At 75.1% G+C, this 21,700-nt stretch carries 17 protein-coding genes; 6 read left to right on the top strand and 11 right to left on the bottom strand.

Annotated elements, in window-relative coordinates:
- Positions 1–416: 416 nt before the first annotated feature.
- Genes AB0442_RS04270 through AB0442_RS04255 form a run of 4 tightly spaced genes read right to left on the bottom strand, consistent with a single transcriptional unit; the run spans position 417 to position 4,567 of the window.
- The gene (locus AB0442_RS04270) at positions 417–1,037 is read right to left on the bottom strand and encodes an ATP/GTP-binding protein (protein ID WP_363545700.1); all 621 of its coding nucleotides are present in this window, start codon (positions 1,035–1,037) and stop codon (positions 417–419) included.
- The gene (locus AB0442_RS04265; RefSeq protein ID WP_366160482.1) at positions 1,018–1,515 is read right to left on the bottom strand and encodes a DUF742 domain-containing protein; all 498 of its coding nucleotides are present in this window, start codon (positions 1,513–1,515) and stop codon (positions 1,018–1,020) included. Before AB0442_RS04265 ends, AB0442_RS04270 begins: the two co-directional genes overlap by 20 nt.
- On the bottom strand, positions 1,512–1,931 hold the full coding sequence (locus AB0442_RS04260; RefSeq protein WP_344628256.1) for a roadblock/LC7 domain-containing protein: 420 nt from the start codon (positions 1,929–1,931) through the stop codon (positions 1,512–1,514). The genes AB0442_RS04265 and AB0442_RS04260 overlap by 4 nt, the downstream gene beginning before the upstream one ends.
- On the bottom strand, positions 1,928–4,567 hold the full coding sequence (locus AB0442_RS04255) for a nitrate- and nitrite sensing domain-containing protein (protein ID WP_366160481.1): 2,640 nt from the start codon (positions 4,565–4,567) through the stop codon (positions 1,928–1,930). Before AB0442_RS04255 ends, AB0442_RS04260 begins: the two co-directional genes overlap by 4 nt.
- A 367-nt stretch (positions 4,568–4,934) precedes the next feature.
- Here AB0442_RS04255 and AB0442_RS04250 point away from each other — a divergent pair, with 367 nt between their 5' ends.
- Positions 4,935–6,755, top strand: a complete 1,821-nt coding sequence (locus tag AB0442_RS04250) for a long-chain fatty acid--CoA ligase (RefSeq protein ID WP_366160480.1) — start codon at positions 4,935–4,937, stop codon at positions 6,753–6,755.
- 48 nt (positions 6,756–6,803) lie between these two features.
- Here the strand turns inward: AB0442_RS04250 and AB0442_RS04245 are convergent, their stop codons facing one another.
- Both AB0442_RS04245 and AB0442_RS04240 read right to left on the bottom strand, forming a co-directional pair.
- Entirely contained in the window at positions 6,804–7,601 is a 798-nt protein-coding gene (locus tag AB0442_RS04245; protein WP_366160479.1) for an SGNH/GDSL hydrolase family protein, read from the bottom strand.
- Between the two features lie 222 nt (positions 7,602–7,823).
- Positions 7,824–8,423: an NUDIX hydrolase gene (locus tag AB0442_RS04240; protein WP_366160477.1), complete on the bottom strand. Its 600-nt coding sequence runs from the start codon at positions 8,421–8,423 to the stop codon at positions 7,824–7,826.
- 272 nt (positions 8,424–8,695) lie between these two features.
- Between AB0442_RS04240 and AB0442_RS04235 the strand changes: the two genes are divergently transcribed.
- Entirely contained in the window at positions 8,696–9,868 is a 1,173-nt protein-coding gene (locus AB0442_RS04235; RefSeq protein WP_366160475.1) for an exonuclease SbcCD subunit D, read from the top strand.
- Complete coding sequence (locus AB0442_RS04230; RefSeq protein WP_366160474.1) at positions 9,865–13,014, top strand: SMC family ATPase; 3,150 nt, start codon at positions 9,865–9,867, stop codon at positions 13,012–13,014. Before AB0442_RS04235 ends, AB0442_RS04230 begins: the two co-directional genes overlap by 4 nt.
- Before the next feature lie 61 nt (positions 13,015–13,075).
- Here AB0442_RS04230 and AB0442_RS04225 read toward each other — a convergent pair whose 3' ends face one another.
- The 3 genes from AB0442_RS04225 to AB0442_RS04215 form a co-directional block, all read right to left on the bottom strand.
- Complete coding sequence (locus AB0442_RS04225) at positions 13,076–13,303, bottom strand: hypothetical protein (protein WP_366160473.1); 228 nt, start codon at positions 13,301–13,303, stop codon at positions 13,076–13,078.
- A gap of 92 nt (positions 13,304–13,395) precedes the next feature.
- The gene (locus AB0442_RS04220; RefSeq protein WP_363545723.1) at positions 13,396–13,818 is read right to left on the bottom strand and encodes a YjbQ family protein; all 423 of its coding nucleotides are present in this window, start codon (positions 13,816–13,818) and stop codon (positions 13,396–13,398) included.
- Between the two features lie 160 nt (positions 13,819–13,978).
- Positions 13,979–14,254: a hypothetical protein gene (locus tag AB0442_RS04215; RefSeq protein WP_363545726.1), complete on the bottom strand. Its 276-nt coding sequence runs from the start codon at positions 14,252–14,254 to the stop codon at positions 13,979–13,981.
- 919 nt (positions 14,255–15,173) lie between these two features.
- Here AB0442_RS04215 and AB0442_RS04210 point away from each other — a divergent pair.
- Positions 15,174–17,408: a bifunctional glycosyltransferase family 2 protein/CDP-glycerol:glycerophosphate glycerophosphotransferase gene (locus AB0442_RS04210; protein WP_366160472.1), complete on the top strand. Its 2,235-nt coding sequence runs from the start codon at positions 15,174–15,176 to the stop codon at positions 17,406–17,408.
- Positions 17,409–17,605: 197 nt separating this feature from the next.
- Complete coding sequence (locus AB0442_RS04205) at positions 17,606–18,277, top strand: lysophospholipid acyltransferase family protein (RefSeq protein WP_030265561.1); 672 nt, start codon at positions 17,606–17,608, stop codon at positions 18,275–18,277.
- Here AB0442_RS04205 and AB0442_RS04200 read toward each other — a convergent pair.
- Positions 18,250–19,131, bottom strand: coding sequence for an alpha/beta fold hydrolase (locus AB0442_RS04200; RefSeq protein ID WP_366160471.1), 882 nt, complete (start codon positions 19,129–19,131; stop codon positions 18,250–18,252). The two genes, AB0442_RS04205 and AB0442_RS04200, sit on opposite strands and share 28 nt — an antisense overlap.
- Positions 19,132–19,266: 135 nt before the next feature.
- Between AB0442_RS04200 and AB0442_RS04195 the strand changes: the two genes are divergently transcribed.
- The gene (locus AB0442_RS04195; RefSeq protein WP_366160535.1) at positions 19,267–19,707 is read left to right on the top strand and encodes a helix-turn-helix domain-containing protein; all 441 of its coding nucleotides are present in this window, start codon (positions 19,267–19,269) and stop codon (positions 19,705–19,707) included.
- A gap of 102 nt (positions 19,708–19,809) precedes the next feature.
- Here AB0442_RS04195 and AB0442_RS04190 read toward each other — a convergent pair whose 3' ends face one another.
- Positions 19,810–21,609 (bottom strand): ABC transporter ATP-binding protein, encoded by a 1,800-nt coding sequence (locus AB0442_RS04190; protein WP_366160469.1) that lies wholly within the window; start codon positions 21,607–21,609, stop codon positions 19,810–19,812.
- Positions 21,610–21,700: the final 91 nt, after the last annotated feature.

Here is a 21,700-nt window from a genome sequence, read left to right as displayed (position 1 = left end):
GGGTGGGCGCAGGGCGGAAGGCGCCGGGCAGCCGTCAGGACGCGGCCCGGCCGGGGGTTCGGGGACGGGGATCGGCGCCGGGCTGGCCCGGGCCGGTGGGGTCCGTCAGTGACAGCAGGCGCTGCAGACCAGCGCCTGGTCGATGTGGCGGCGTACGGTGAGCGCCGGCACGGCGGGGGCGGGCAGGACCGTGCCGCGGAACGCGTCTGCGGTCATGTCGACTGCCTCCTCCCCCAGGGGCACGGCGCGGGGCGCGCAACGTGCAACGGGTACGAGCCTTCCACGCCCGGACGGCCGCAGGCAACCCCGACGGCCCGGCCGTCCGCCATCCGGGACCCTCGCGTCCCGCCATTCGGACACCGGTCCGGACGGGCCTGGTGAAGCCCTGGTGACGGGCCGTCCGACCGAACGGTCCGTCACCCCTCGGCGGCGCCCGTGGGGTCGAGGCCGGCCTGCGCGGCGGCGTGCTCGACCAGCCGGATCAGCAGCTCCTTGCCGTCCTCGCGGCTGCGCGCGTCGCACAGCAGCACCGGGATGCCGGGGTCCAGGTCGAGCGCGGCGCGGACGTCCTCCGGCGCGTAGACCTCGGTGCCCTCGAAGCAGTTGACGGCGACCACGAACGGGATGCGGCGCTGCTCGAAGAAGTCCACCGAGGGGAAGGAGTCGGCGAGCCGCCGGGTGTCGGCGAGCACCACCGCGCCGAGCGCGCCCTGCGCCAGCTCGTCCCAGACGAACCAGAACCGGTCCTGGCCGGGGGTGCCGAAGAGGTAGAGCGCGAGGCCGGGCCGCAGGTCGATCCGGCCGAAGTCCATCGCGACGGTGGTGCTGCGCTTGGCCTCGACCCCGGAGGTGTCGTCGACCGGGCGGCCGCGCTCGCTGAGGAGCTCCTCGGTGCGCAGCGGGCGGATCTCGCTGACCGCCCCGACCAGGGTGGTCTTGCCGGCGCCGAAGCCGCCGGCGACCAGGATCTTCAGGGCCGTGGAGGACCAGAGGGCGGACCGGGTGTCCGCGGGGGCGTCAGAGTGCACGGAGGCCATTGATCACGTCTCGCAGGAGTTGCTCGTCGGGTCGCTGGGCGAGCGGCACGGGCCGGGTGACGGTGATCAGCCCGGCGTCGTTGAGGTCGCCGAGCAGCACCCGGACGACGCTGACCGGCAGGTCGCAGTAGGAGCCGAGCTCGGCGACGCTCAGCGGCTCGTCGCGGCAGAGCGCCAGCAGGGCGTGGTGGGTGGCGTCGAGGGCGGGCTCGTGGTCGGCCCCGCCCCCGGCGGCCGTGGCGCGCACCAGGGAGATGAGGTCGAACAGGCCCTCGTCGACCGGCCTGGCCGCCCGTCCCCTGGTCACCGAGAACAGCCGCACCACCGGCCCCGCGTCGTCGTCGAACCAGCGGTCGTCCGCGGCGCTGCGCGGCGTGAAGAGGTCGATCTCCGGCTCGGTGTCGTAGGGGTCGTCGTACGGGTCCTCGTACGGCCCGTCCTGCGGTGCGTCGTCCTCGGCGGCCATCCCGTCGGTCATCTCCCTTGCGCGGCGGACTCGGTGCGCGGCTCGGCGGCGAGGTGCTCGCCCACCCGCTTGACCAGCAGCGCCATCTCGTAGGCGATCTGGCCGACGTCGGACTCGGCGTCGCTGAGCACGGCCAGGCAGCTGCCGTCGCCGGCCGCGGTGATGAAGAGGAAGGCCTCGTCGAGCTCCACCATGGTCTGGCGGACCCCGCCGACCCGGAAGTGCCGGCCGGCGCCCTTGGCCAGGCTGTGGAAACCGGAGGCGACGGCCGCGAGGTGCTCGGCGTCCTCGCGGGCCAGGCCGCTGGAGACGCCGGTCGCCAGACCGTCGCTGGACAGGATCACCGCATGCCTCAGGGTCGCGACGCGGCCCACCAGGTCGTCCAGGAGCCAGTTCAGGTCTCCGGACGGCTGTGTCGTTGCGGTCATTTCTCGGTTCCTTCCGCTGGGGCGGGTGGTGCGGGTGGTACGGGGTTTCCTTGGCGTACGGGGTACAGCTGGGGCCGCGGGCGCGCGGCCGGCAGAGCAGGTGGGACGGGTGCAGAGGGTAGCGCCACCCGGGGCGGTACGGGGACCCCGACCCGCGGTCGACCGGATTGCGGTGGTTCGGGGGCGTCGGGCAGGTCCGGCACCACGGTCAGCGAGGCGGGCTGCAGGCGGTCGCCGCGGCCGCGGGCGTAGCCGCGCTGGAAGGAGGCGAAGGCGGCCCTGGCCTCCTCCGGCGAGCGCTCGCGGACGGGTTCGGCGGCCTGCTGTTCGCCCTCCTGCCGCAGCTGGGGGGCGAGGCTGGCCTGCCGGACGCGCTTGGGCAGCAGCCCGCCGGCGACCGGCGCGGGGGTCTTTGCGGGCGCCGGGGCGGGCGCGGCGGCGGGGGTGTCGGCCGGCTCTGCGGCCGGCTCTGCGGCCGGGGCCTCGGCGGGGCCCTCCGGGCGGCGGTGGCGGCCGGTGCCGGCCGCCTCCGGGACGCCGGTGCGCCGGCGGGGCAGTCCGCCGGGGGTGGAGGCGGGTTCGGCGTTCGAGGGCTTCGGGCCGCCGTTGATCCGCGGGGCGCTGCGCGCCCTGCTGGCGCGGCCGCCGCTGCCGGAGTCCGCCGCGGCCCCGGTGGGGACGGCGGCCGGGCGGGCCGGCTCGGCGGCCGGACGGCCGGAGAACTGGTCGGCCATCACCTCGTTGGCGTCGGCCAGCAGCTCGCGCGGGACGAGCACCACGGCGGTGGAGCCGCCGTACGGCGAGGGCCGCAGGTGCACCCGGATGCCGTGCCGACGGGCCAGGCGGCTGACCACGAACAGGCCGAGCCGGTCGGTGTCGGCGAGGTCGAACTCCTGCTCCACGGCGAGCCGCTGGTTGATCTCCTCCAGCGCGTGCTCGCTCAGGCCGAGGCCGCGGTCGTCGATCTCCAGGCAGAAGCCGTGCGCGACGACCTCGCCCTGCACCGTGACCTGGGCGTGCGGCGGGGAGAAGACCGTGGCGTTCTCGATGAGTTCGGCGACGAGGTGGGTGACGTCGGCGACCGCGCTGCCGAGCAGGCCGGTGCCGGGGAAGGGCCGGACGATCACCCGGGCGTAGTCCTCGACCTCGCCGACCGCGGCCCGCACGACGTCGACCATCCGGACGGGCTTGCGCCAGGCGCGGCCGGGCGAGCCGCCGGAGAGGATGATCAGGCCCTCGGAGTGGCGCCGCATGCGGGTGGTGAGGTGGTCGAGCCGGAAGAGGTCCTCCAGCTCGGTCGGGTCCTCGGTGCGGCGCTCCATCGCGTCCAGCAGGGTGAGCTGGCGGTGCAGCAGCACCTGGCTGCGGCGGGCGAGGTTGACGAAGACGGCGGCGACGCCGCGCCGCAGTTCGGCCTGTTCGACGAGGGCCTCCACGGCGACCACCTGGACGTCGTGGAAGGCCCTGCCGACCTGGCCGATCTCGGCGGCGCCGAACTCGAGGTCGGGTGTCTCGGCCGCGACGTCGACGCTCTCGCCGCGGCGCAGCCGTCCCATCATCTGCGGCAGCCGGGTGCCGGAGAGCTCCTGGGCGGCGTTGCGCAGCGCCACCAGCTCGCGGACGTGGCCGCGGCCGATCCGGTAGGAGATGAGGACGGAGAGGACGACGGCGAGCAGGCCGATCAGACCGGCGACGGCACCGCGGACGATCTGGTTGATCGCGTAGGACTCGGCGCGCTCCCCGATCCGGTCGGCGAGCCGGGTGTTGAGGTCGGCGTAGGAGGCGAGCACCGGGGTCGCGGACTCGCGCCACGGGTCCTTGGGGTTGGCGTGGACGGCGGCGACGCGCTGCACCGAGGAGTCGAAGTTGGCCTCGGCGGCGGCGAGCGCCATCCAGTTGTCGGAGCTGCGCAGGTCGGCGTAGTCGCGCTGGTCGGTGAGGTCGAGCTCGCCGGCGTAGACGCTGAACAGCGCCTGCTGGGAGTGCATGTTGTCCAGCGCGACCTGGATCATCTCGTCGCCGGGCTTGTCGGTGACCCGCAGCGCCTGCATCGCGGCGACCTCGCAGGAGAGGTACTCGCGGGCGCGGACGAGCTCGGTGAGCAGCATGGTCTGCCGGGGCAGCTGACCGCTCTGCCGGCCGGCGAAGGAGGAGCGGAACGGGAAGACCGTCTCCACCAGGTCGCTGTAGGCGAGCAGCTCGTGGTCCCAGCTGACGACGTCGCGCAGGGCCTGGCCGCGGATCGCGGAGAGCTGGTCGGCGGCGGTGAGGATGTCCTGGTACTTCGTCCGCTGCTGGGCGTCGAGCCGGCCGAGCGCCTCGGTGTCGTTGAGGTAGCGCAGTTCGCGCAGGCTGTGGTCGGTGGCGGCCTGGGCGTGCTCGTAGGCGTCCTTGTTCGGCTGCGAGCCGGGGTCGGCGAGGCGGAGGACGGCGGTGCGGCGCTCCTCCTGGAGATCCAGGGTGTACTGGTCGACCGGCTTGACCAGTTCATGGAAAGATGAGCTGACGTCGAACTGGCTGCGGACGTCCCCGGTGGTGACCAGGGTCGCGTAGACCCACAGCCCGGTGAGCGCCACGATGGGCACCATGAGCAGCGCGATGATCTTCGCGCGGATCGAGCTGCTGCGCAGACGCATGGGGTCCTCGGTCGGGATGGAGCCAAGCGCGGACAGGGGTGCGGTTCGGGCGGGCGGTCGCGCCTCCCCGATCGGGCATGGGTGTCCCGGCGGAGGGCCGGGCCGTCGGATCTGCGTGACTCTACACCGCGCTGACCACCCGTTCGAAGGGTCGCAGCCATCCCTTCCGGCGCCTGTCCGATTGATCCTGGATTGCTCCCCGGGCGACCGCTCTCCGCTGTCACCGGGGGGTGCACTCGGTGCCGATCGCGCCGGGACGTCCCCGGGCCTCTGGGCAGCGCGGCCGGAGATCCGGTAGCTTCGCTGCCGATCCGTCCGCCGGCCGGGCAGGCCGACCGCGCGGGGGAAGACGGGGATCGGGGGCGGTGTGCGCGAGGTCAGCAGCCCCGCCCTGTCCGAGCCGGCCGCCGGCGGGCTCGCCGACTCGGTGTTCGACACGGCCGAGCAGAGCCCGGGGCTGATCCAGCTCTCCCGGCTCGTGGACGGGGTGTGGCAGCCGGTGACGGCGCTCCAGTTCCGGGACGAGGTGCTCGCCCTCGCCAAGGGGCTGCTCACCCGGGGCGTGCGCTACGGCGACCGGGTCGCCGTCATGTCCGGCACCTGTTACGAGTGGACGCTCTTCGACTACGCGCTCTGGGCGGTCGGCGCGATCCCGGTGCCGGTGTACCCGACCTCGGCGCCCGAACAGGTCCGCTGGATCCTCGCCGAGACGCAGGCGGTGGCCTGCGTGGTGGAGCACGAGGACCACGCGATGACGGTCGGCGCGGTCTGCGACGCGCTGCCCGAGCTCACCGGCATCTGGCAGCTGGACCGGGACTGCGTCGGCGCGCTGATCGAGGACGGCCGGGGCGTGCCGGACGCGCTGGTGCACCGCCAGCGGCTCGGGGTCACCGCCGAGAGCATCGCCACCGTCATCTACACCTCGGGCACCACCGGCCGCCCCAAGGGCTGCCTGCTCACCCACGGCAACTTCACCGCCGAGGCGGACGCCCTGCTGGAGGGCTGGGACGAGATCTTCCGGGACACCGGCGGCGTGCCGCCGGCCACCCTGCTCTTCCTGCCGCTGGCCCACGTCTACGGCCGGATGGTGCAGGTCGCCGCCGTCCGCGGCGGCATCCGGATCGGCCACCACGGGCAGCTCACCACGGACAGCCTGCTGCCGGCGCTGGAGTCCTTCCGGCCGACCTTCCTGCACGCGGTGCCGTACGTCTTCGAGAAGATCTACCAGCGCGCCCGGGAGCGGGCGGAGGAGGCCGGCAAGGCCGAGCTGTTCGACCTGGCCGCGGAGACGGCGGTCACCTGGGCGGCCGCCCGCGAGCGGAAGGCGCTCGGCCACGGCCCGGGGCCGAACACGGCGCTGCGGGTGCGGCACGCCGCCTACGACCGGCTGGTGTACCAGCGGCTGCGGGCGGTGCTCGGCGGGCGGGTGCGCAACATCATGTCCGGCGGCTCGACGCTGGGCCGCGAGCTCGGCCTGTTCTTCGCCGGGGCGGGCATGACGGTGTACGAGGGGTACGGCCTGACCGAGACCACCGCCGCGGTGACGGCCAACCCGCCGGGGCGGCCCAAGTTCGGCACGGTGGGCCGGCCGGTGCCCGGGGCGGCGGTGGCGATCGCCGACGACGGCGAGGTGTGGGTGACCGGCGGCACGGTCTTCTCCGGCTACCTCAACCACCCGCGGTGCACCGAGGCGGCGCTCGTCCGGGGCTGGCTGGCCACCGGCGACCTCGGCGAGCTGGACGAGGACGGCTACCTCACCATCACCGGCCGCAAGAAGGAACTGATCGTCACCAGCAGCGGCAAGAACCTCGCCCCGGGCGCCCTGGAGGAACGGGTGCGCTCGCACCCGCTGGTGGCCCAGTGCCTGGTGGTCGGCGACGACCGCCCGTACGTGGCGGCCCTGGTCACCCTGGACCCGCAGGCGCTCGCGCACTGGCTGAAGCTGCGCGGCCGCGAACAGCTGGACGTGTGGGGGGCGCTCGCCGACACCGATCTGCACGGGGAGATCCAGCGGGCGGTGGCGGCGGCCAACACCGCCGTCTCGCGGGCCGAGTCGATCCGCGCCTTCCGGCTGCTGCCCAAGGAGTTCAGCGCCGAGGACGGGCTGCTGACGCCCTCGCTGAAGATGCGGCGCAGCGCGATCCAGGCCTACTACGCGGAGGACATCGAGGAGCTGTACGCGCCCTGACGGCCCGCCGCGCCGCGCGGGGCGCGGGCACGGCGGGCCGGTGGGGGGTCAGGCCGCGGCGCTGAACGAGGGCAGGTAGCCGCCGGACTGGCCGGCCTTGTTGGGGTGGTAGCTCTCGTCGACGGGCAGCGTGGTGCTGTTGAGCCACTGGGTGGACGAGCCGCAGATCTCGTGCTCGGTGAAGATGCTGCGGACGTCCTTGAAGGTGAAGCCGGCGTTGGCCGCGCGCTTGGCGATGACCGAGTCGAGGGTGTCGGCGGCGCCGTTGATCGCGGTGCGCTTGGTGTCGCCGATCCCGAAGATGCAGCTGCCGCCGATCTTGTAGAGGTGCGGGTAGCCGAGCACCACGACGTGCGCGTTGGGGGCCTTGCTGCGGATCGCCGAGTACACCGCGTCGAGCTGGCCGGGCAGGGTGTTGGTGGCGTAGGACTTCGCGGTCGCCACCGCGCTCAGGCAGCTGCTCTCGGAGTTGAGCACGCAGGTCTGCATGGTGCTGGCGAAGCCGGCGTCGTTGCCGCCGATGGTGATGCTCACCAGGGTGGTGCTCGAACTGAGTGCGGAGACCTGGTTGTTCAGCACGTCGCCGGTCTTCGCGCCGGAGCAGGCGACGAAGCTGAACGAGGTGGGGGCGTTGGCGTTCTTCCAGAGGTACGGGTAGGCATTGGTGCTGCGCTTGCAACTGGCGCTGTCGCTGGTGTAGCTGCCCGCTCCGACGCCCGCGGAGTACGAGTCGCCGAGGGCGACGTAGCGCGCTCCGGCGGCCGAGGCGTCGGTGGCGGTGATCAGGGTGGCGAGGGAGAGCGCGAGCGCCGTGGCCGCGACGGGCAGGACTCTGGTGCGAGGCATGGGGGAACCTCCGGGTGGGGGGGTGAATGCAATCCGGAAGTGGGGGTGACCCGGATCACACTGTTGTGATACCAGGCAGTAGCCTCGCCGGATAGTGCCCATGCCAAAGTTGTTGACGGAGCATCGGGTGTGGCACCGTCACGTCACCGCGGTGCCATCCGGAATTCCGATGGAAACCTTTTCTGAAAGCAGGATTGACGGTTCGTCAAAGAATCCTGGGAGTCACCCGAAGAGGACGCAGCCGGCCGGCGGGAGCTCCTCGATCGTCTCGTTCGCCGAGGCCGGCACCCCGAGGTGCACCACCGCCGCGGTCACCGCCGCCCGGGCCTGGCGGACGCCCTGCGGGCCCCAGCCCAGCAGTTCGACCGCGAGGCCGGGGGCGACCAGCAGCCGCCGGTAGTGCCGGCCCGAGGCCGGGTCCGGCTGCGAGGGGCCCACCCGGCGCAGCGCCGCCGCCATCCGGACGCGGGCGCACTCGTGCCCGCCGTTCGCCGAGCCCACCCGGTCGTAGAGGTAGCCGAGGTACCGGGGGCGGCCGATCACCGCCTGCGCCTCCTCCCCCGCCTCCCGGGCGAGGGCCGCGGCCGGGTCCCCCCCGTCCTCCTGTTCCAGCGAGCCGCCGGGCAGGCTGACGATGCCGTCCCTCGGGTTGACCAGGGTGAGCACCCGCCCGTCCGGGGCGAACAGCCAGCCCCAGGACTGCTTGACCGGCAGCCCGGCCGGCACGGCCTCGCCGGGCCGCCAGGGCCAGCCCGCGATCGGCCGGCGCCGGACCCTCCCGAGCAGGTCGGCGATCTCCGCGCTGTACTCGATGCGGTTCACGCGTGTCCCCTCCGGTCCCGGGCCGCCGGCGCGCCCGGTCGGCGGCCGGGGAGCGGGTGCGGCGGGCCGCCGCCCGCTCCGACTGTTGATCTTCCCCGAACATCCGGTCGATGAACAGTCCTGGCCGCCGCCCGGGGCACACCCGCAACGCCGCCGTGCCCGCGCCGCGACCCTACCGCCCGTCACCGACCGTCCGCCCGCGATCACGGATCGGCGCCGGCCCGGTGGTCGCCGCCCCGACCTGACGGTGCCGCACGTTAGGGTCGATGCCCATGCGACTGCTGCATACCTCCGACTGGCACCTCGGCCGCTCCTTCCACCGGGAGAGCCTGCACGACGCCCAGCGCGCCTTCCTCGACCACCTGGTCGCGGTGGCCGCGGCGGAGCGGGTGGACGCGGTGCTGGTCGCGGGCGACGTGTACGACCGGGCGCTGCCCGGCCTGGAGGCGGTCGCGCTCTTCGACGACGTCCTCGTCCGCCTCGCCGGGCTCGGCGTGCCGACGGTCTTCATCAGCGGGAACCACGACTCGGCCCGGCGGCTCGGTGTCGCCGCCCGGCTGATCGACCGGTCCGGCATCCACCTGCGCACCGACCCGGACGGCTGCGCCGAGCCCGTGCTGCTCGCCGACGCGCACGGGCCGGTGGCCGTCTACGGCCTGCCGTACCTGGAGCCGGCCCTGGTCCGCGAGCGCTTCGGGCTGGATCGCGGCGGCCACGAGCAGGTGCTCGGCGCCGCGATGGACGCCGTCCGCGCCGACCTCGCCGAGCGTCCGGCCGGCACCCGCGCGGTCGTCCTCGCGCACGCCTTCGTGACCGGCGGCGCCCCCAGCGACAGCGAGCGCGACATCACCGTCGGCGGGGTGGCGAGCGTGCCCGCCGCGGTCTTCGACGGCGTCCACTACGCCGCCCTCGGCCACCTGCACGGCAGTCAGCGGCTCGCCCCGCACCTGCGCTACAGCGGCTCCCCGCTGGCCTACTCGTTCTCCGAGGCCGACCACCGCAAGACCATGTGGCTGATCGAGCTGGACGCCGACGGCTCGATCGCGGAGGAGCGCCGGATCGACTGCCCGCAGCCGCGCGCGCTGGCCCGGCTGCGCGGCCGCCTCGCCGACCTGCTCGCCGCCGAGGAGCACGCCTGGGCCGAGGACTGCTGGGTGCAGGCCACCCTCACGGACGCCGCCCGGCCCCCCGAGCCGATGGAGTCGCTGCGCCGCCGCTTCCCGCACACCCTCCAGCTGCTCTTCGAGCCCGAGCCGGCCGAGGGCGACCCGCACCCCTCGTACGCGGCCCGGGTCACCGGGCGCTCCGACCTGGAGATCGCCGAGGGTTTCGTCCGGCACGTCCGGCCCGGCAGCGACCTCGGCGCGCACGAGCGTGACTGGCTCACCGAGGGCTTCGAGACCGTCCGCCGCGAGGCCGAGCTCGCCCGGGAGGCCGCCCGATGAGGCTGCACCGGCTGACCCTCACCGCCTTCGGCCCGTTCGCGGGCACCGAGGAGGTGGACTTCGACCGCCTCGCCTCGACGGGGCTCTTCCTGCTGCGCGGCGCGACCGGCGCCGGCAAGTCCAGCGTGCTCGACGCGGTCTGCTACGCCCTCTACGGCGAGGTGCCCGGCGCCCGCCGGGGCAACCCGCTGCGCAGCGACCACGCCGCGCCCGGCCTGCTCACCGAGGTCCGGCTCGACCTCACACTGGGCAGCCGGCGGCTGGAGATCACCCGCAGCCCCGAGCAGCAGCGGCCCAAGCTGCGCGGCACCGGCACCACCACCGAGAAGCCGCAGACCCTGCTGCGCGAGTGGGCCGCGGACGCCGGCGGCGGCACCCCCGGCTGGCGGGCCGTCAGCCGCTCCCACCAGGAGGCCGGCGAGGAGATCCGCCGCCTGGTCGGCATGAGCCGCGAGCAGTTCTGCCAGGTCGTCCTGCTGCCGCAGGGCGACTTCGCGCGTTTCCTGCGGGCCGACACCAAGCAGCGCGCCGAACTGCTCGGCCGGCTCTTCGACACCCAGCGGTTCGGCCAGGTCGAGCGCTGGCTCGCCGAGCGCCGGCTCCGCCAGGAGGCGGCCGTCCGCGACGGCCGGCAGCGGCTGCGCGACCTGGCCGCCCGGGCCGCCGAGGCCGCCGGCCCGGGCGGCGAACCCGCGGACGACTGGCTGCCCGCCGAGGACGGCTCCGCGGCGAGCGCCGCCGGCCTGGTCGACGGGGTGCTCGGCTGGGCCGCGATCCTGCGCAGCCAGGCCGCCGAGCAGCGGGCCGTGGCCGACGCCGCCCTCGCCGCGGCCCGGCAGGCACAGGCCGACGCGGACGGGCGGCGGCGGGCCGCGGACACCCTCGCCGAGCAGCAGCTCCGGCACGCGGCGGCGGTCGGCACCGCCCGGCGGCTGGCCGAGGAGGGCGCGGCGCTCGGTCCCGAGCGCCGCCGGCTCGCCGCGGCCCGGGCCGCCCTGGGGGTGGAGTCCGCGCTCCGGCTGCGGGCCGCCGCCGAGCACGCGCACGCCGCGGCCGCCGAGGCGGAGGAGCAGTGCCGGGCCGCCCTGCGGCGGCGCTTCGCCGCGGTGCCGGTACGGGCCGGTGCCGCGGGCTCCGACACCGGCGGGGGCGCAGGCGCCGACGGCGGGCTCGGGACGCTGCTGCCGCACCAGGCCGGGCCGGCCGGGGCACGGCCGGTCGCCGGGGCGGACGCGGCCGCGCTGGCCGCCGAGGAGCGCCGGCTGCGCACCGCGGTCGGCGAGCTCACCGCCGCCCGGGCCGCCGAGCGCCGCCACGACGAGGCCGGACGCGAGGCCGCCGACCTGACGCACCGCCGGGACACCGCCGAACAGCTCGTCGAGGACGCCCGGGACTGGCTGGCCGAGGTCGACGCCCGGCTGAAGGCGCTGCAGGCCGAGCGGGCCGCCGCGGAGGACGCCGCCGGGACGGTGCTCCGGCTGGACGAACGGCGGGCCGAGCTCGCCGGCCGCCGCGCCGCCGCCGACCGCCGGGACACCGTGCGGGCCGACCTCGCCCGCGCCGAGCAGCACGAGCGGGGCGCCCACGACCTGGCCCTGACCGCCCGGGCGACCGCCCTCGACCTGCAGGAGCGCCGACTGGCCGGGATGGCCGCCGAACTCGCCGGTGCGCTGCGGGCCGGCGACCCCTGCCGGGTGTGCGGCGCGGCCGAGCACCCGGCCCCGGCCCGCCCCGGCGAGGGGCAGGTCACGGCCGGGGACCAGCGGCGCGCCGCCGCCGCCCAGGCCGACGCCGAACAGCGGCTGGAGGACGCCCGGCGCACGGTGGCCGGGCTGCGGGCCGACGAGTCCGCGGCCCTGGCCGTCGCCGGCGAGACGGCCTCCGCCGAGCTCGCCGAGCAGTTGGCGGCCGTGGAGGCGGAGCGGTCGGCTGCCGTCCGGCGGGCCGACGCCCTCGGCACGACCGTCCGGCGGATCGAGCAGCTCACCACCGAACAGCGCCGCCGCGAGGAGCAGCTGCGGGCCGGCGGTGCGGACGCCGCCGCCGCCAACGCCCGGCTGCAGGACCTCGCCGCGGAGCGGCTGCGGCTCACCGAGCTGATCACCGGCGCCCGGGGCGACGCCCCGTCGGTGGCCGCCCGCGCCCGGCAGCTGGACGAGAACGCCCGGGCGGTGGCCGCGGCCCTGAACGCCGTGCACGCGGCGGCGGAGGCGTCCGGACGGCTGTCCGAGGCCGAGCGGGAGCTGCTGCGGGCCACCGCCGAGGCCGGGTTCGCCACCCCGGACGAGGCCCGCGCCGCGGTCCTGCCCGCGGCCGGCAGGTCCGCGTTGGAGGCCCGGCTGGAGGCGCACGACCGGGCGGTGGCCGCGGTCGAGGCCGAGCTGGTCCGTCCCGAGCTGGTGGCCGCCGCGGCGCTGCCGCCCGCGGATCCGGTCGCGGCGGGGGCCGGTCAGGCGCGGGCCGCCGACCGGTTGCAGCGGGCCGCGGCGGAGGCCGGTGCCGCGGAGCGGCGCTGTGCCGCGCTGGCCCGGATCGGCGCCGAGCTGGCGGGGCTGGCCGCGGCGCTGGCCCCCGAGCTCGCCGAGTTCGGCCGGATCAGCCGGCTCGCCGCCCTGGTGGCCGGTGCCCCGGCGGAGAACGCGCTGCGGATGCGGCTGGAGTCGTACGTGCTGGCGGCCCGGCTGGAGCAGGTGGCCGCGGCGGCGAGCGACCGGCTGGTGCGGATGTCGGGCGGCCGCTACACCCTGGTGCACAGTGACGGCCCGGTCGCCGGCACCAAGCGCTCCGGCCTGTCGCTGCGGGTGGTGGACGCCTGGACGGGCCGGGACCGCGACACCGCGACGCTCTCCGGCGGCGAGAGCTTCTTCGCCTCGCTGGCCCTGGCCCTCGGCCTGGCCGACGTGGTGACGGACGAGGCGGGCGGCATGCCGTTGGACACCCTCTTCATCGACGAGGGCTTCGGCAGCCTCGACGAGCAGACCCTGGAGGAGGTCATGGACGTCCTCGACGGCCTGCGCGAGCGGGACCGCGCGGTCGGCATCGTCAGCCACGTCGCCGATCTGCGCAGCCGGATCCCCTCCCAGTTGGTCGTCCGCAAGCAGCGGCACGGCTCGACCCTGGCCGTCGCCGACCGGGAGGACGCCTGAACCTCCGTCAGCGGTGTTCCGGCCGGGGCGCGGCGGGCCCGCCGACCGTGGTGACGGGTGGTCAGCCCGCGCAGGCGATCCGCTGGGCCTGCTGCCAGGTGCAGACCGCGCAGAGCGTCGAGCCGACGTGGTCGGCCGGGTACTCGGTCGGCTCGCCGCACAGGACGCAGTCCGCGCGCGGGCCGGTGCCGGCCGCCGGGGTGAGGCCCTGCACGGCCCGGCCGGCGGCGGGGGCGAGCTCGCAGACGGCGTCCGTCGCGGCAGCGGTGGAGGTGTCGGGCTCGGTCATGGTCGGCCTCCTCGGTGATGGTGGGCGTCCGGGGCCCGGGCGGGTGGGCGGCGGCACCGTCGGCAACGCCGGACGGCGGGCGGGTACGCCCGTCAGCCGAGGAAGCTGAGCCGCACCGTCCGCCGCGGGTTGTCGACGTTGGTGTCGACCAGGACGACGGACTGCCAGATGCCGAGCGCGAGCTTGCCGCCGATCACCGGCAGGGTGGCGTGCGGGGCGACCAGCCCGGGCAGCACGTGGTCGCGGCCGTGGCCGGGGGTGCCGTGCCGGTGCCGCCAGCGGCCGTCCGCGGGCAGCAGGTCGCGGAGCACGGCGAGCAGGTCGTCGTCGCTGCCGGCGCCCGTCTCGATCACGGCGATGCCCGCGGTGGCGTGCGGGACGAAGACGTTGAGCAGCCCGTCGCGGCCGGCGGCCGCGGTGGTGAGGAAGGCCGCGCAGCGCTCGGTGATGTCGAGGGCGACCTCACCGGCGCCGGTGGTGGTCTCGAAGGTCAGCGTGTGGAAGGTGTCCGCCATGGGGCCATCCTGACGCATGGCCGCCGCGGACCGGCGGATGTCCCGGGGAGTGGGACGGAGGCATGACGAAGACCCGGCGGACGGTGACTGTCCGTCGGGTCGTCGGCCGGGCACGGCCCGGCCGGCGCGCGGCGCCCGCTGCCGGGCCGCCGCCGCGCTGCTAGTGCCGGCTGCCGAACAGGCTGCGGCGCAGGCGGCGCAGCGGAGTGAGCAGCGACACCCGGGCGGTGCGCCGGGGCGCGGCCTGCGTGCCGGTCGCACCGGTGCCGCGCGGCGTGAGCTCCCTTATCAGGCCGAGGGCCTCGGCCGTGTCGACCGCCGAGAGCGCGGGCGCGCCGAGTACGGCCAGGTGGCGGTCGATCCGGCGGCCGGTCGTGCCGACACCGCACTGGATCGCCGGCACTCGCGGCCGGGGTCGCACTTGCATCTGTTCCATCGTTTCCCACCCCTACGAGGCGCCAGGGCCGTGAGGCGAAGACTATCCGTGAGTGGCTCTCCGCGCGCAAGCGTCCTGGTGTTCTGCCACCGTATCGTGCGAACGGATCTGACACTTCACCAGATGGCCGTGGTCTCGGTCACGACTGGGCATCGATCACCGGCGACACAGCACCGCAGGTCGGGCATATCGGACGCGCTTCAAACCTGTCGACGGCAGCACGCCGGGTGCCGCAGCCGCGTACGGCGGCACGGGCCCGGCGCGCAGGGGGCGGGAGGAGCTCCGGGGGTGCGGCCGGCGGGCAGCCCGCGCGGGTGACGCGGCGGCCGGCCGGGTCACCGGTGCGGGTGAGAGTGCGGGCCTGCGCCGCGGCCCGGCCCGCCTACGGGGGATCATCCGGAGTGCCTTCACAACTTGAACGCGTCCGAGGGATTGACGCGACGGAAACCTACAAGCAATATTTCCTCAGACACGGAGTTCCCGAGCCACCCCTCGAGACTCCTGTCGAATGAGTTCGACAGATGAAGAAAACTTCCGACACCTGCTGAGTCACTGTCCGGCCGTCTCGACGCTGCGGCGGCCCGACTCAGGTGCGGTGACGGACCGGCGGTCGGTCGTTGAGGGTCGGCCGGACCGCCAAACCGGACTGCCGGTGCCGCCGCTCGCACGGCGCGGCACCGGCGGTCGCGTTTTCCGGCCGCCGTCCGGGGCCGCTGCCCAGTCCCCGGACGGCGGGCCGTGACGTCCGCGCCCGTCGGCGCCCTCTCGACCCCCGCCGCGCCTTCACAGTCCGAAGCAGTCGGACCGGGACACATCCCGACACCACGCCGATCACTTTCTGTCAACCGGCCGTCCACTTGCGCTCGCTACAGTGGGCTGTACCGGGCGAGCAGCCGCCGACCCACCTGTCCTGCGCGGAGTGAACACGAGCGTGATCCCCCTCCTCAGCATCGTCCTGCCGGTCCACGGAGTGGAGCGCTTCCTCCCCGACTGCCTGGACTCCCTGCGCACGGAGACCGCCGCCACCGGTGAGGTCGAGATCATCGCGGTGGACGACCTCTCCCCCGACGGCTGCGGGGCGATCCTCGACCGGTACGCGGCCGACGACCCCCGGCTGCGGGTCCGCCACCTCACCGAGAACCGCGGCCTCGGCGGCGCCCGCGAGGCCGGGCTGGCCGAGGCCGGCGGCCGCTGGGTCTGGTTCGTCGACAGCGACGACCGGCTGCTGGACGGCGCCCTCGACGCCGTCCTCGCCGAGCTGCGCGCCGAGGAGGAGCGGGCCGCGTCCGGGCTACCCCCGGCCGACGTGCTGCTCACCGACTTCGTGCACGTCTACAACGACGGCGGGACCGCACCCAACCCCTGGCACCACCACCTGACCGGGCCCGAGCTGGCCGCCGGCTGCACCGCGGCCGACCACCCCGACCTGCTGCGCGCCGTGATGGCGGTGTGGAACAAGGTGCTGCGCCGCGACTACCTGCTGGGCCTCGGCGTCTCCTTCGGCCGCGGCTACTACGAGGACATCTCCGTCACCTACCCGGCGCTGCTCGCCGCGGGCCGGCTGCGGTTCCTGGACCGCCCCTGCTACGCGTACCGCCGCGGCCGCCCGGGGGCGATCACCAGCACCCCCTCCCCCAAGCACGCCGACGCCTTCGCCCAGTACGAGGAGATCTTCGCCTTCCTGGACCGGCGCCCCCACCCGCTGCGGGCGACCGTCTTCGAGCGGACCGTCCGGCAGGCCCTCACCGTCTACGACACGCCGGGCCTGGTGCCGCCGGCGTCCCGCCCGGACTTCTTCCGCCGGATCACCGAGCACATCGCCCGGCACCGCCCGCCCGGCCACCTCTTCCCGCGCGGGCCGCGCGGACTGTCCTACCGGCTCGCCGCCCGCGGCGCCCGCCGCTCCTACGACGAACTGCGCCGCACGCGCGCCCTGCCGCGGGCCGCCCGCCGCGGCACCCTGGCCGTCGCCCCGGCCGTCCGCCGGGTGGTGCGCGGCGGCGCCCGGTTCGCCGTCTACAACGCCTTCCGCCGGCTGCCGATGGACGAGCACCTCGCGGTGTACGCCGCCTACTGGCACCGCGGCTACGCCTGCAACCCGGCCGCCATCTACGAGCGCGCCCGCGAACTGGCCCCGCAGATCCGCGGCGTGTGGGTGGTGGAGACCCCCGCCCAGGCCGCCGCGCTGCCGCCCGGGGTGCCGTACGTGCTGCTCAACTCCCCCGGCTACCTGCGGGCGATGGCCACCGCCAAGTACTTCGTCAACAACGTCAACTTCCCGCACACCATGGGCAAGCGGCCGGGCTCCGTGCACCTGCAGACCCAGCACGGCACCCCGCTCAAGAGCATGGGGATGGACCTGAAGGACCATCCGATCGCTGCGGACGGCATGGACTTCGGCCGTCTCCAGGAGGCCGTCGACCGCTGGGACTACCTGGTCTCCCCCAATCCGCACACCAGCGAGCACTTCGCCCGCGCCTTCCCCGGCCGGTACCGGATCCTGGAGACCGGCTACCCGCGCAACGACCGGCTGGCGCTCGCCACCGCCGAGGAGTGCGCCGCCGTCCGCGAGGCGCTCGGCATCCGCACCGGGCAGCGCACCGTGCTCTACGCGCCGACCCACCGGGAGGCCCGCGGCGGCTACCTGCCGCTGCTCGACCTGCCCGAGCTGGCCCGCCGGCTCGGCCCCGGCCACACCCTGCTGGTGCGCACCCACTACTTCCACACCGGCGGTGCGGGCGACCTCACCGCCGGACCCGACGCCGCCCGCATCGTGGACGTCTCCGACCATCCGGTGGTCGAGGACCTGTACCTCGCCTCGGACGCGCTGGTCACGGACTACTCCTCGATGATGTTCGACTACGCCGTGCTGGACCGGCCGATCACGCTCTTCGCCCCGGACTGGGACGAGTACCGGGCCGTCCGCGGCGTCTACTTCGACCTGCTCGCCGAGCCGCCCGGCGCGGTCGCCACCACCACCGGGCAGGCGGCCGACGCCCTGCTGGCCGGCGACCCGGCCCCGCAGCTGCGGGCGCGCTTCCGCGAGCGGTTCTGCCCGTGGGACGACGGGCACGCCGCCGAGCGCGTCGTCCGGGAGGTCTTCCCGACCGGCGCGCAGGCCGCCGCCCCGGACCGCCGGGTGCTCACGGCCTGACACCGCCCCGGCGCACCGGGTGACGGCCCGTCAGCCTACCGCCTCCGGCTGCGCGACCGCGCGGGTGCGCAGCGTGACGAGGATCTCGGTCGACCCGCCCCGGGAGGGAGTGGACGGACGCCGGGGTGCATGTCGTAATGTGCGGACTGATCCCGCGCCGACCGGTCGGGACACCGTCGGCCGGCCAGGGAGGGCCCATGCTCAACCTCATCACGAAGCTCGTGCTCAAGCCGCTGGCGAAGACCGTCTACCGGCCGGTCGTCGAGGGCCTGGAGCACGTGCCTCGCAAGGGTGGGGTGATCCTGGCCAGCAACCACCTGTCCTTCATCGACAGCGTGGTGATCCCGCTGACGGCCCCGCGCCAGGTGTACTTCCTGGCCAAGGCCGAGTACTTCACCGGCACCGGGCTCAAGGGTGCGGTCTCCCGCGCGTTCTTCACCTCGGTGATCAACGCCGTGCCGGTCGAACGCGGTGAGATCCGCGCGGCCGCCGCCTCGCTGGAGCAGGCGCTGGAGATCCTCAACGACGGCAAGGCCTTCGGCATCTACCCGGAGGGCACCCGTTCGCTGGACGGCCGGCTCTACAAGGGCAAGACGGGCGTGGCCTGGCTGGCGCTGACCGCCGGCGTGCCGGTCGTCCCGGTCGCCCTGGAGGGCCCGCAGGAGATCCTGCCGGTCGGCCGCCGGATCCCGCGGATCCGCCGGGTGACGGTCCGCTTCGGCAAGCCCCTGCACTTCCCGGAGCTGCACGGCCAGGCCCGTTCGGCCCGGGCCCGCCGCCAGGTCACCGACGAGGTGATGGCGGCGATCCACGAGCTGTCCGGCCAGGAGCTGGCCGAGGCCTACAACGAGGCGCCGAAGGCCGCCTGATCCCGTCCGCGGCCGAGGAAGGCCGCCAGCCGGGCGTTCAGCGCGTCCCCGCCCACCACGGGCAGCCCGTGGTGGGTCACCCCCTCCAGCACCGCCACCTCGCCGTCCGGCAGCGCCCTGCGGGCCGCCGCGGCGACCTTCCGTGCGTCGTGCGCCCCGCTGCGGCCGGCCACCAGCACCAGCACGGGGCCGCGCAGCGCGGCGGCGTCCGGTCGGCGCAGCCGCAGCGGCCGGGCCAGGTCGGGCAGGCCGACGCCCTGCCCGTACACCTCGGCGCAGTCCGGGTCGGCGGTGCCCTCGGTCTCCCGGGCCAGCAGGGCGAGGGCGTTCGCCCGGGTGGGGCGGAGCAGCAGCGGCAGCGCGCGCAGCACGTAGCCGGGCCGGAAGCCGGCGAAGCACTGGGTGGGGTCGAGCAGGGCGAGCCGGTCGACCCGTTGCGGCCTGCGCTCCGCGTACCCGAACGCCAGCAGGGCGCCGTAGGAGTGGCCGCAGAGGTCGGCGCGCCCGGCGCCGAGCCCGTCCAGCAGCGCGTCCAGCCAGGCGGCGAGGTCGTCACCGGTGCGCAGCGGCCGGCCGCCGCGGGCGCTGCGTCCGGCGTCGCCGGGCAGGTCGACCGCGAGCACCCGGTGCTGCCCGCCGAGGGCGGCGGCGGTGCCGGCCCAGACCGCGCCGGTGGCGCCGCCGCCGGGCAGCAGGACGAGCGGCGGCGCACCGGCCGGGCCGTGGGCGTGCACCCGGGTGGTGCCGTACGGGGTGGGGACGTCGAGTTCGGCGGTGCCGGCCGGCCAGCGGGCCAGCAGGGCGTCGTAGGCGGCGTCGAAGTCCTGGTGCGTGCGGGACGCGGTGGTGGACACGGTTGACCCCCGGTCGTCTCGGTGACGGTGTCTCGTTGACCAATTCTCTCGCTGAACGAGAGAATAATCCCGGAGGGGTCGACGAAGGAAGGACGGTCGGGTGCGGTGACGGAGGAACGGCCGGAGGGGCCGGCGATGGACCTGGTGCACCTGCTGCGTGCGGTGACGGTGGAGTTCGACCTGCTCGGCGCGGAGTTCGCGGCCCGGCACGGCCTGCACCCGACGGACCTGCGGGCGCTCATCCACCTGCTGGACGCGGCCCGGGCCGGCGAGACCGTCACCCCCGGCCGGCTCGGCGCGGCGCTGCGGCTCAACTCGGCCGGCACCACCGGCCTGGTCGACCGGCTGGAACGGCTCGGCCTGGTGGCGCGCACCCGGGACGACCGGGACCGCCGCCGGGTGCTGCTCACCGTGGACGAGAAGGCGGTCGGGCTCGGCTGGTCGTTCTTCGGCCCGATGATCGGGGCCCTGGTGGGCGCGGCGGACGACTTCGACGCCTCGGAACTCGCGACCGTCCGCCGCTACCTGACGGCCGCGCTGGCGGCCGCCGCCGCGGCCCGCGAATCCACCGACTGACACCGGGCCCGGCTCGCGGGAGGGGGCGCACCACCAGGGGGTGCGGATGCACCGCCAGGGGCGCGTGGGGGCACCCGCGTGGTGCCCCCGTGAGGACACTCCCTAGGCGGCCTCCTCGCGGCGGAGCAGGGCGGCGTAGTGGCCGCCGCGGTCGAGGAGTTCCTCGTGGCTGCCGAGCTCCAGCACCTCGCCGGCGTCGAGCACGGCGATCTGGTCGGCGTGCCGGACGGTGGAGAGCCGGTGGGCGATGGTGATGGTGGTGCGGCCGACGGCGAGCGCGTCGATGGCCTGTTGGACGGCGGCCTCGGTGCGGTTGTCGAGGGCGCTGGTGGCCTCGTCCAGGATCAGCACGGGCGGGTTGCGCAGGATGGTGCGGGCGATCGCGAGGCGCTGCTTCTCGCCGCCGGAGAAGCGGTAGCCGCGTTCGCCGACCAGGGTGTCGTAGCCGTCCGGCAGGGCGGCGATCATGGAGTGGATCTGGGCGGCCTCGGCGGCCGCGACGAGTTCCTCGTCGGTGGCGTCGGGTTTGGCGAAGCGCAGGTTGTCGGCGACCGAGGCGTGGAAGAGGTAGGTCTCCTGGGAGACCACGCCGACCGCGCGGGCCAGGGTGTCGAAGGAGAGTTCGCGGACGTCGGTGCCGTCGATGCAGACCCGCCCGCCGGTGACGTCGTACAGCCGCGGGACGAGGTAGCTGAGGGTGGTCTTGCCGGAGCCGGTCTCGCCGACCACGGCGAGCGAGCTGCCGGCCGGGACCTTGAGGTCGACGCCGGCGAGGGTGGGGCGGTCCTGGTCGCCCTGGTAGCGGAACTCGACGCCCTCGAAGGTGACGTCGCCGCGGACGCGGTCCAGGCGGACCGGGCGGTCCGGCTCGGCGATCTCCACCGGCAGGTCGAGATATTCGAAGATCCGCTGGAAGAGCGCCAGCGAGACCTGCACCTGCACCCCGGTGGAGAGCAGGCTGACGGTCGGCCGGAAGAGGCCCTGCTGCAGCGAGACGAAGGCGACGAGGGTGCCGACCGAGACGATCGGGGCGCCGCCGGCGGAGGTCAGTCCGGCGGCCCAGTAGATCAGTGCGGGCATCGCGGCCATCACGACCTGGATGGTGGACATCCGCCAGCGCCCGGCCATGTTGACCCGGACCTCCAGGTCGGCGAGCTCGTCCGACTGGCGGGTGAAGTCCCGGGAGAGCGAGTCGGCGCGGCCCATGGTGCGGCCGAGCAGGATGCCGCTGACCGAGAGCGACTCCTGGACGGCGGAGCTCATCGCGGCGAGCTTGTGCTGCCGCTCGGTGGTGATCTTCTTCCGCTCGTTGCCGACCCGGCGGCTGATCCAGACGAAGACCGGGAGGAGCAGCAGCGAGACGACGGTCAGCCGCCAGTCGAGGGCGACCATGGCGACGACCGTGGCGACGACGCCGGTGAGGTTGGAGACCAGCGAGGTGGCGGTCATGGTGACGGTGGACTGCATGCCGCCGATGTCGTTGGCGATCCGGGACTGCACCTCGCCGGTGCGGGTGCGGGTGAAGAAGGCCAGTGACATCCGCTGCAGGTGGGCGTAGACGGCGGTGCGCAGGTCGTGCATGACGCGCTGGCCGACCACGGTGGATATCAGGGTCTGCAGCACGTTGAAGATGCTGTTGACGACCGCGGCGGCGATCATGCCGAGGCAGAGCAGGGTGAGCAGCCCGGTGCGGCCCTGCGGGATCGCGGTGTCCAGGGTGGCCCGCAGCAGGAACGGGGTGACCACCGAGACGACCGCGGAGGCCGCGACCAGCAGGCCGACCACGGCGAGCCGCCCGCGGTAGGGCCGGAACAGCGCGAGGATGCGGCGGAGCTGGGCGGGCGGGGGCTGCTCCGCCCGGTCCCGTTCGGGCGGGGTCCAGTCGATCCGGTCGAGTTTCAAGGGCGACCTCCGGGGCGGGGGCGGGCGGGACCGCCGGGCAAGGGCTGCATCATCATTAGCCTAACTAATAATGAGCATGGCCCTATTCCTG

Origin of the sequence: Kitasatospora sp. NPDC085895 (assembly GCF_040702125.1) — a bacterium.
Classification (GTDB): domain Bacteria; phylum Actinomycetota; class Actinomycetes; order Streptomycetales; family Streptomycetaceae; genus Kitasatospora; species Kitasatospora arboriphila.
This window is presented reverse-complemented; position numbering and strand designations above follow the sequence as displayed.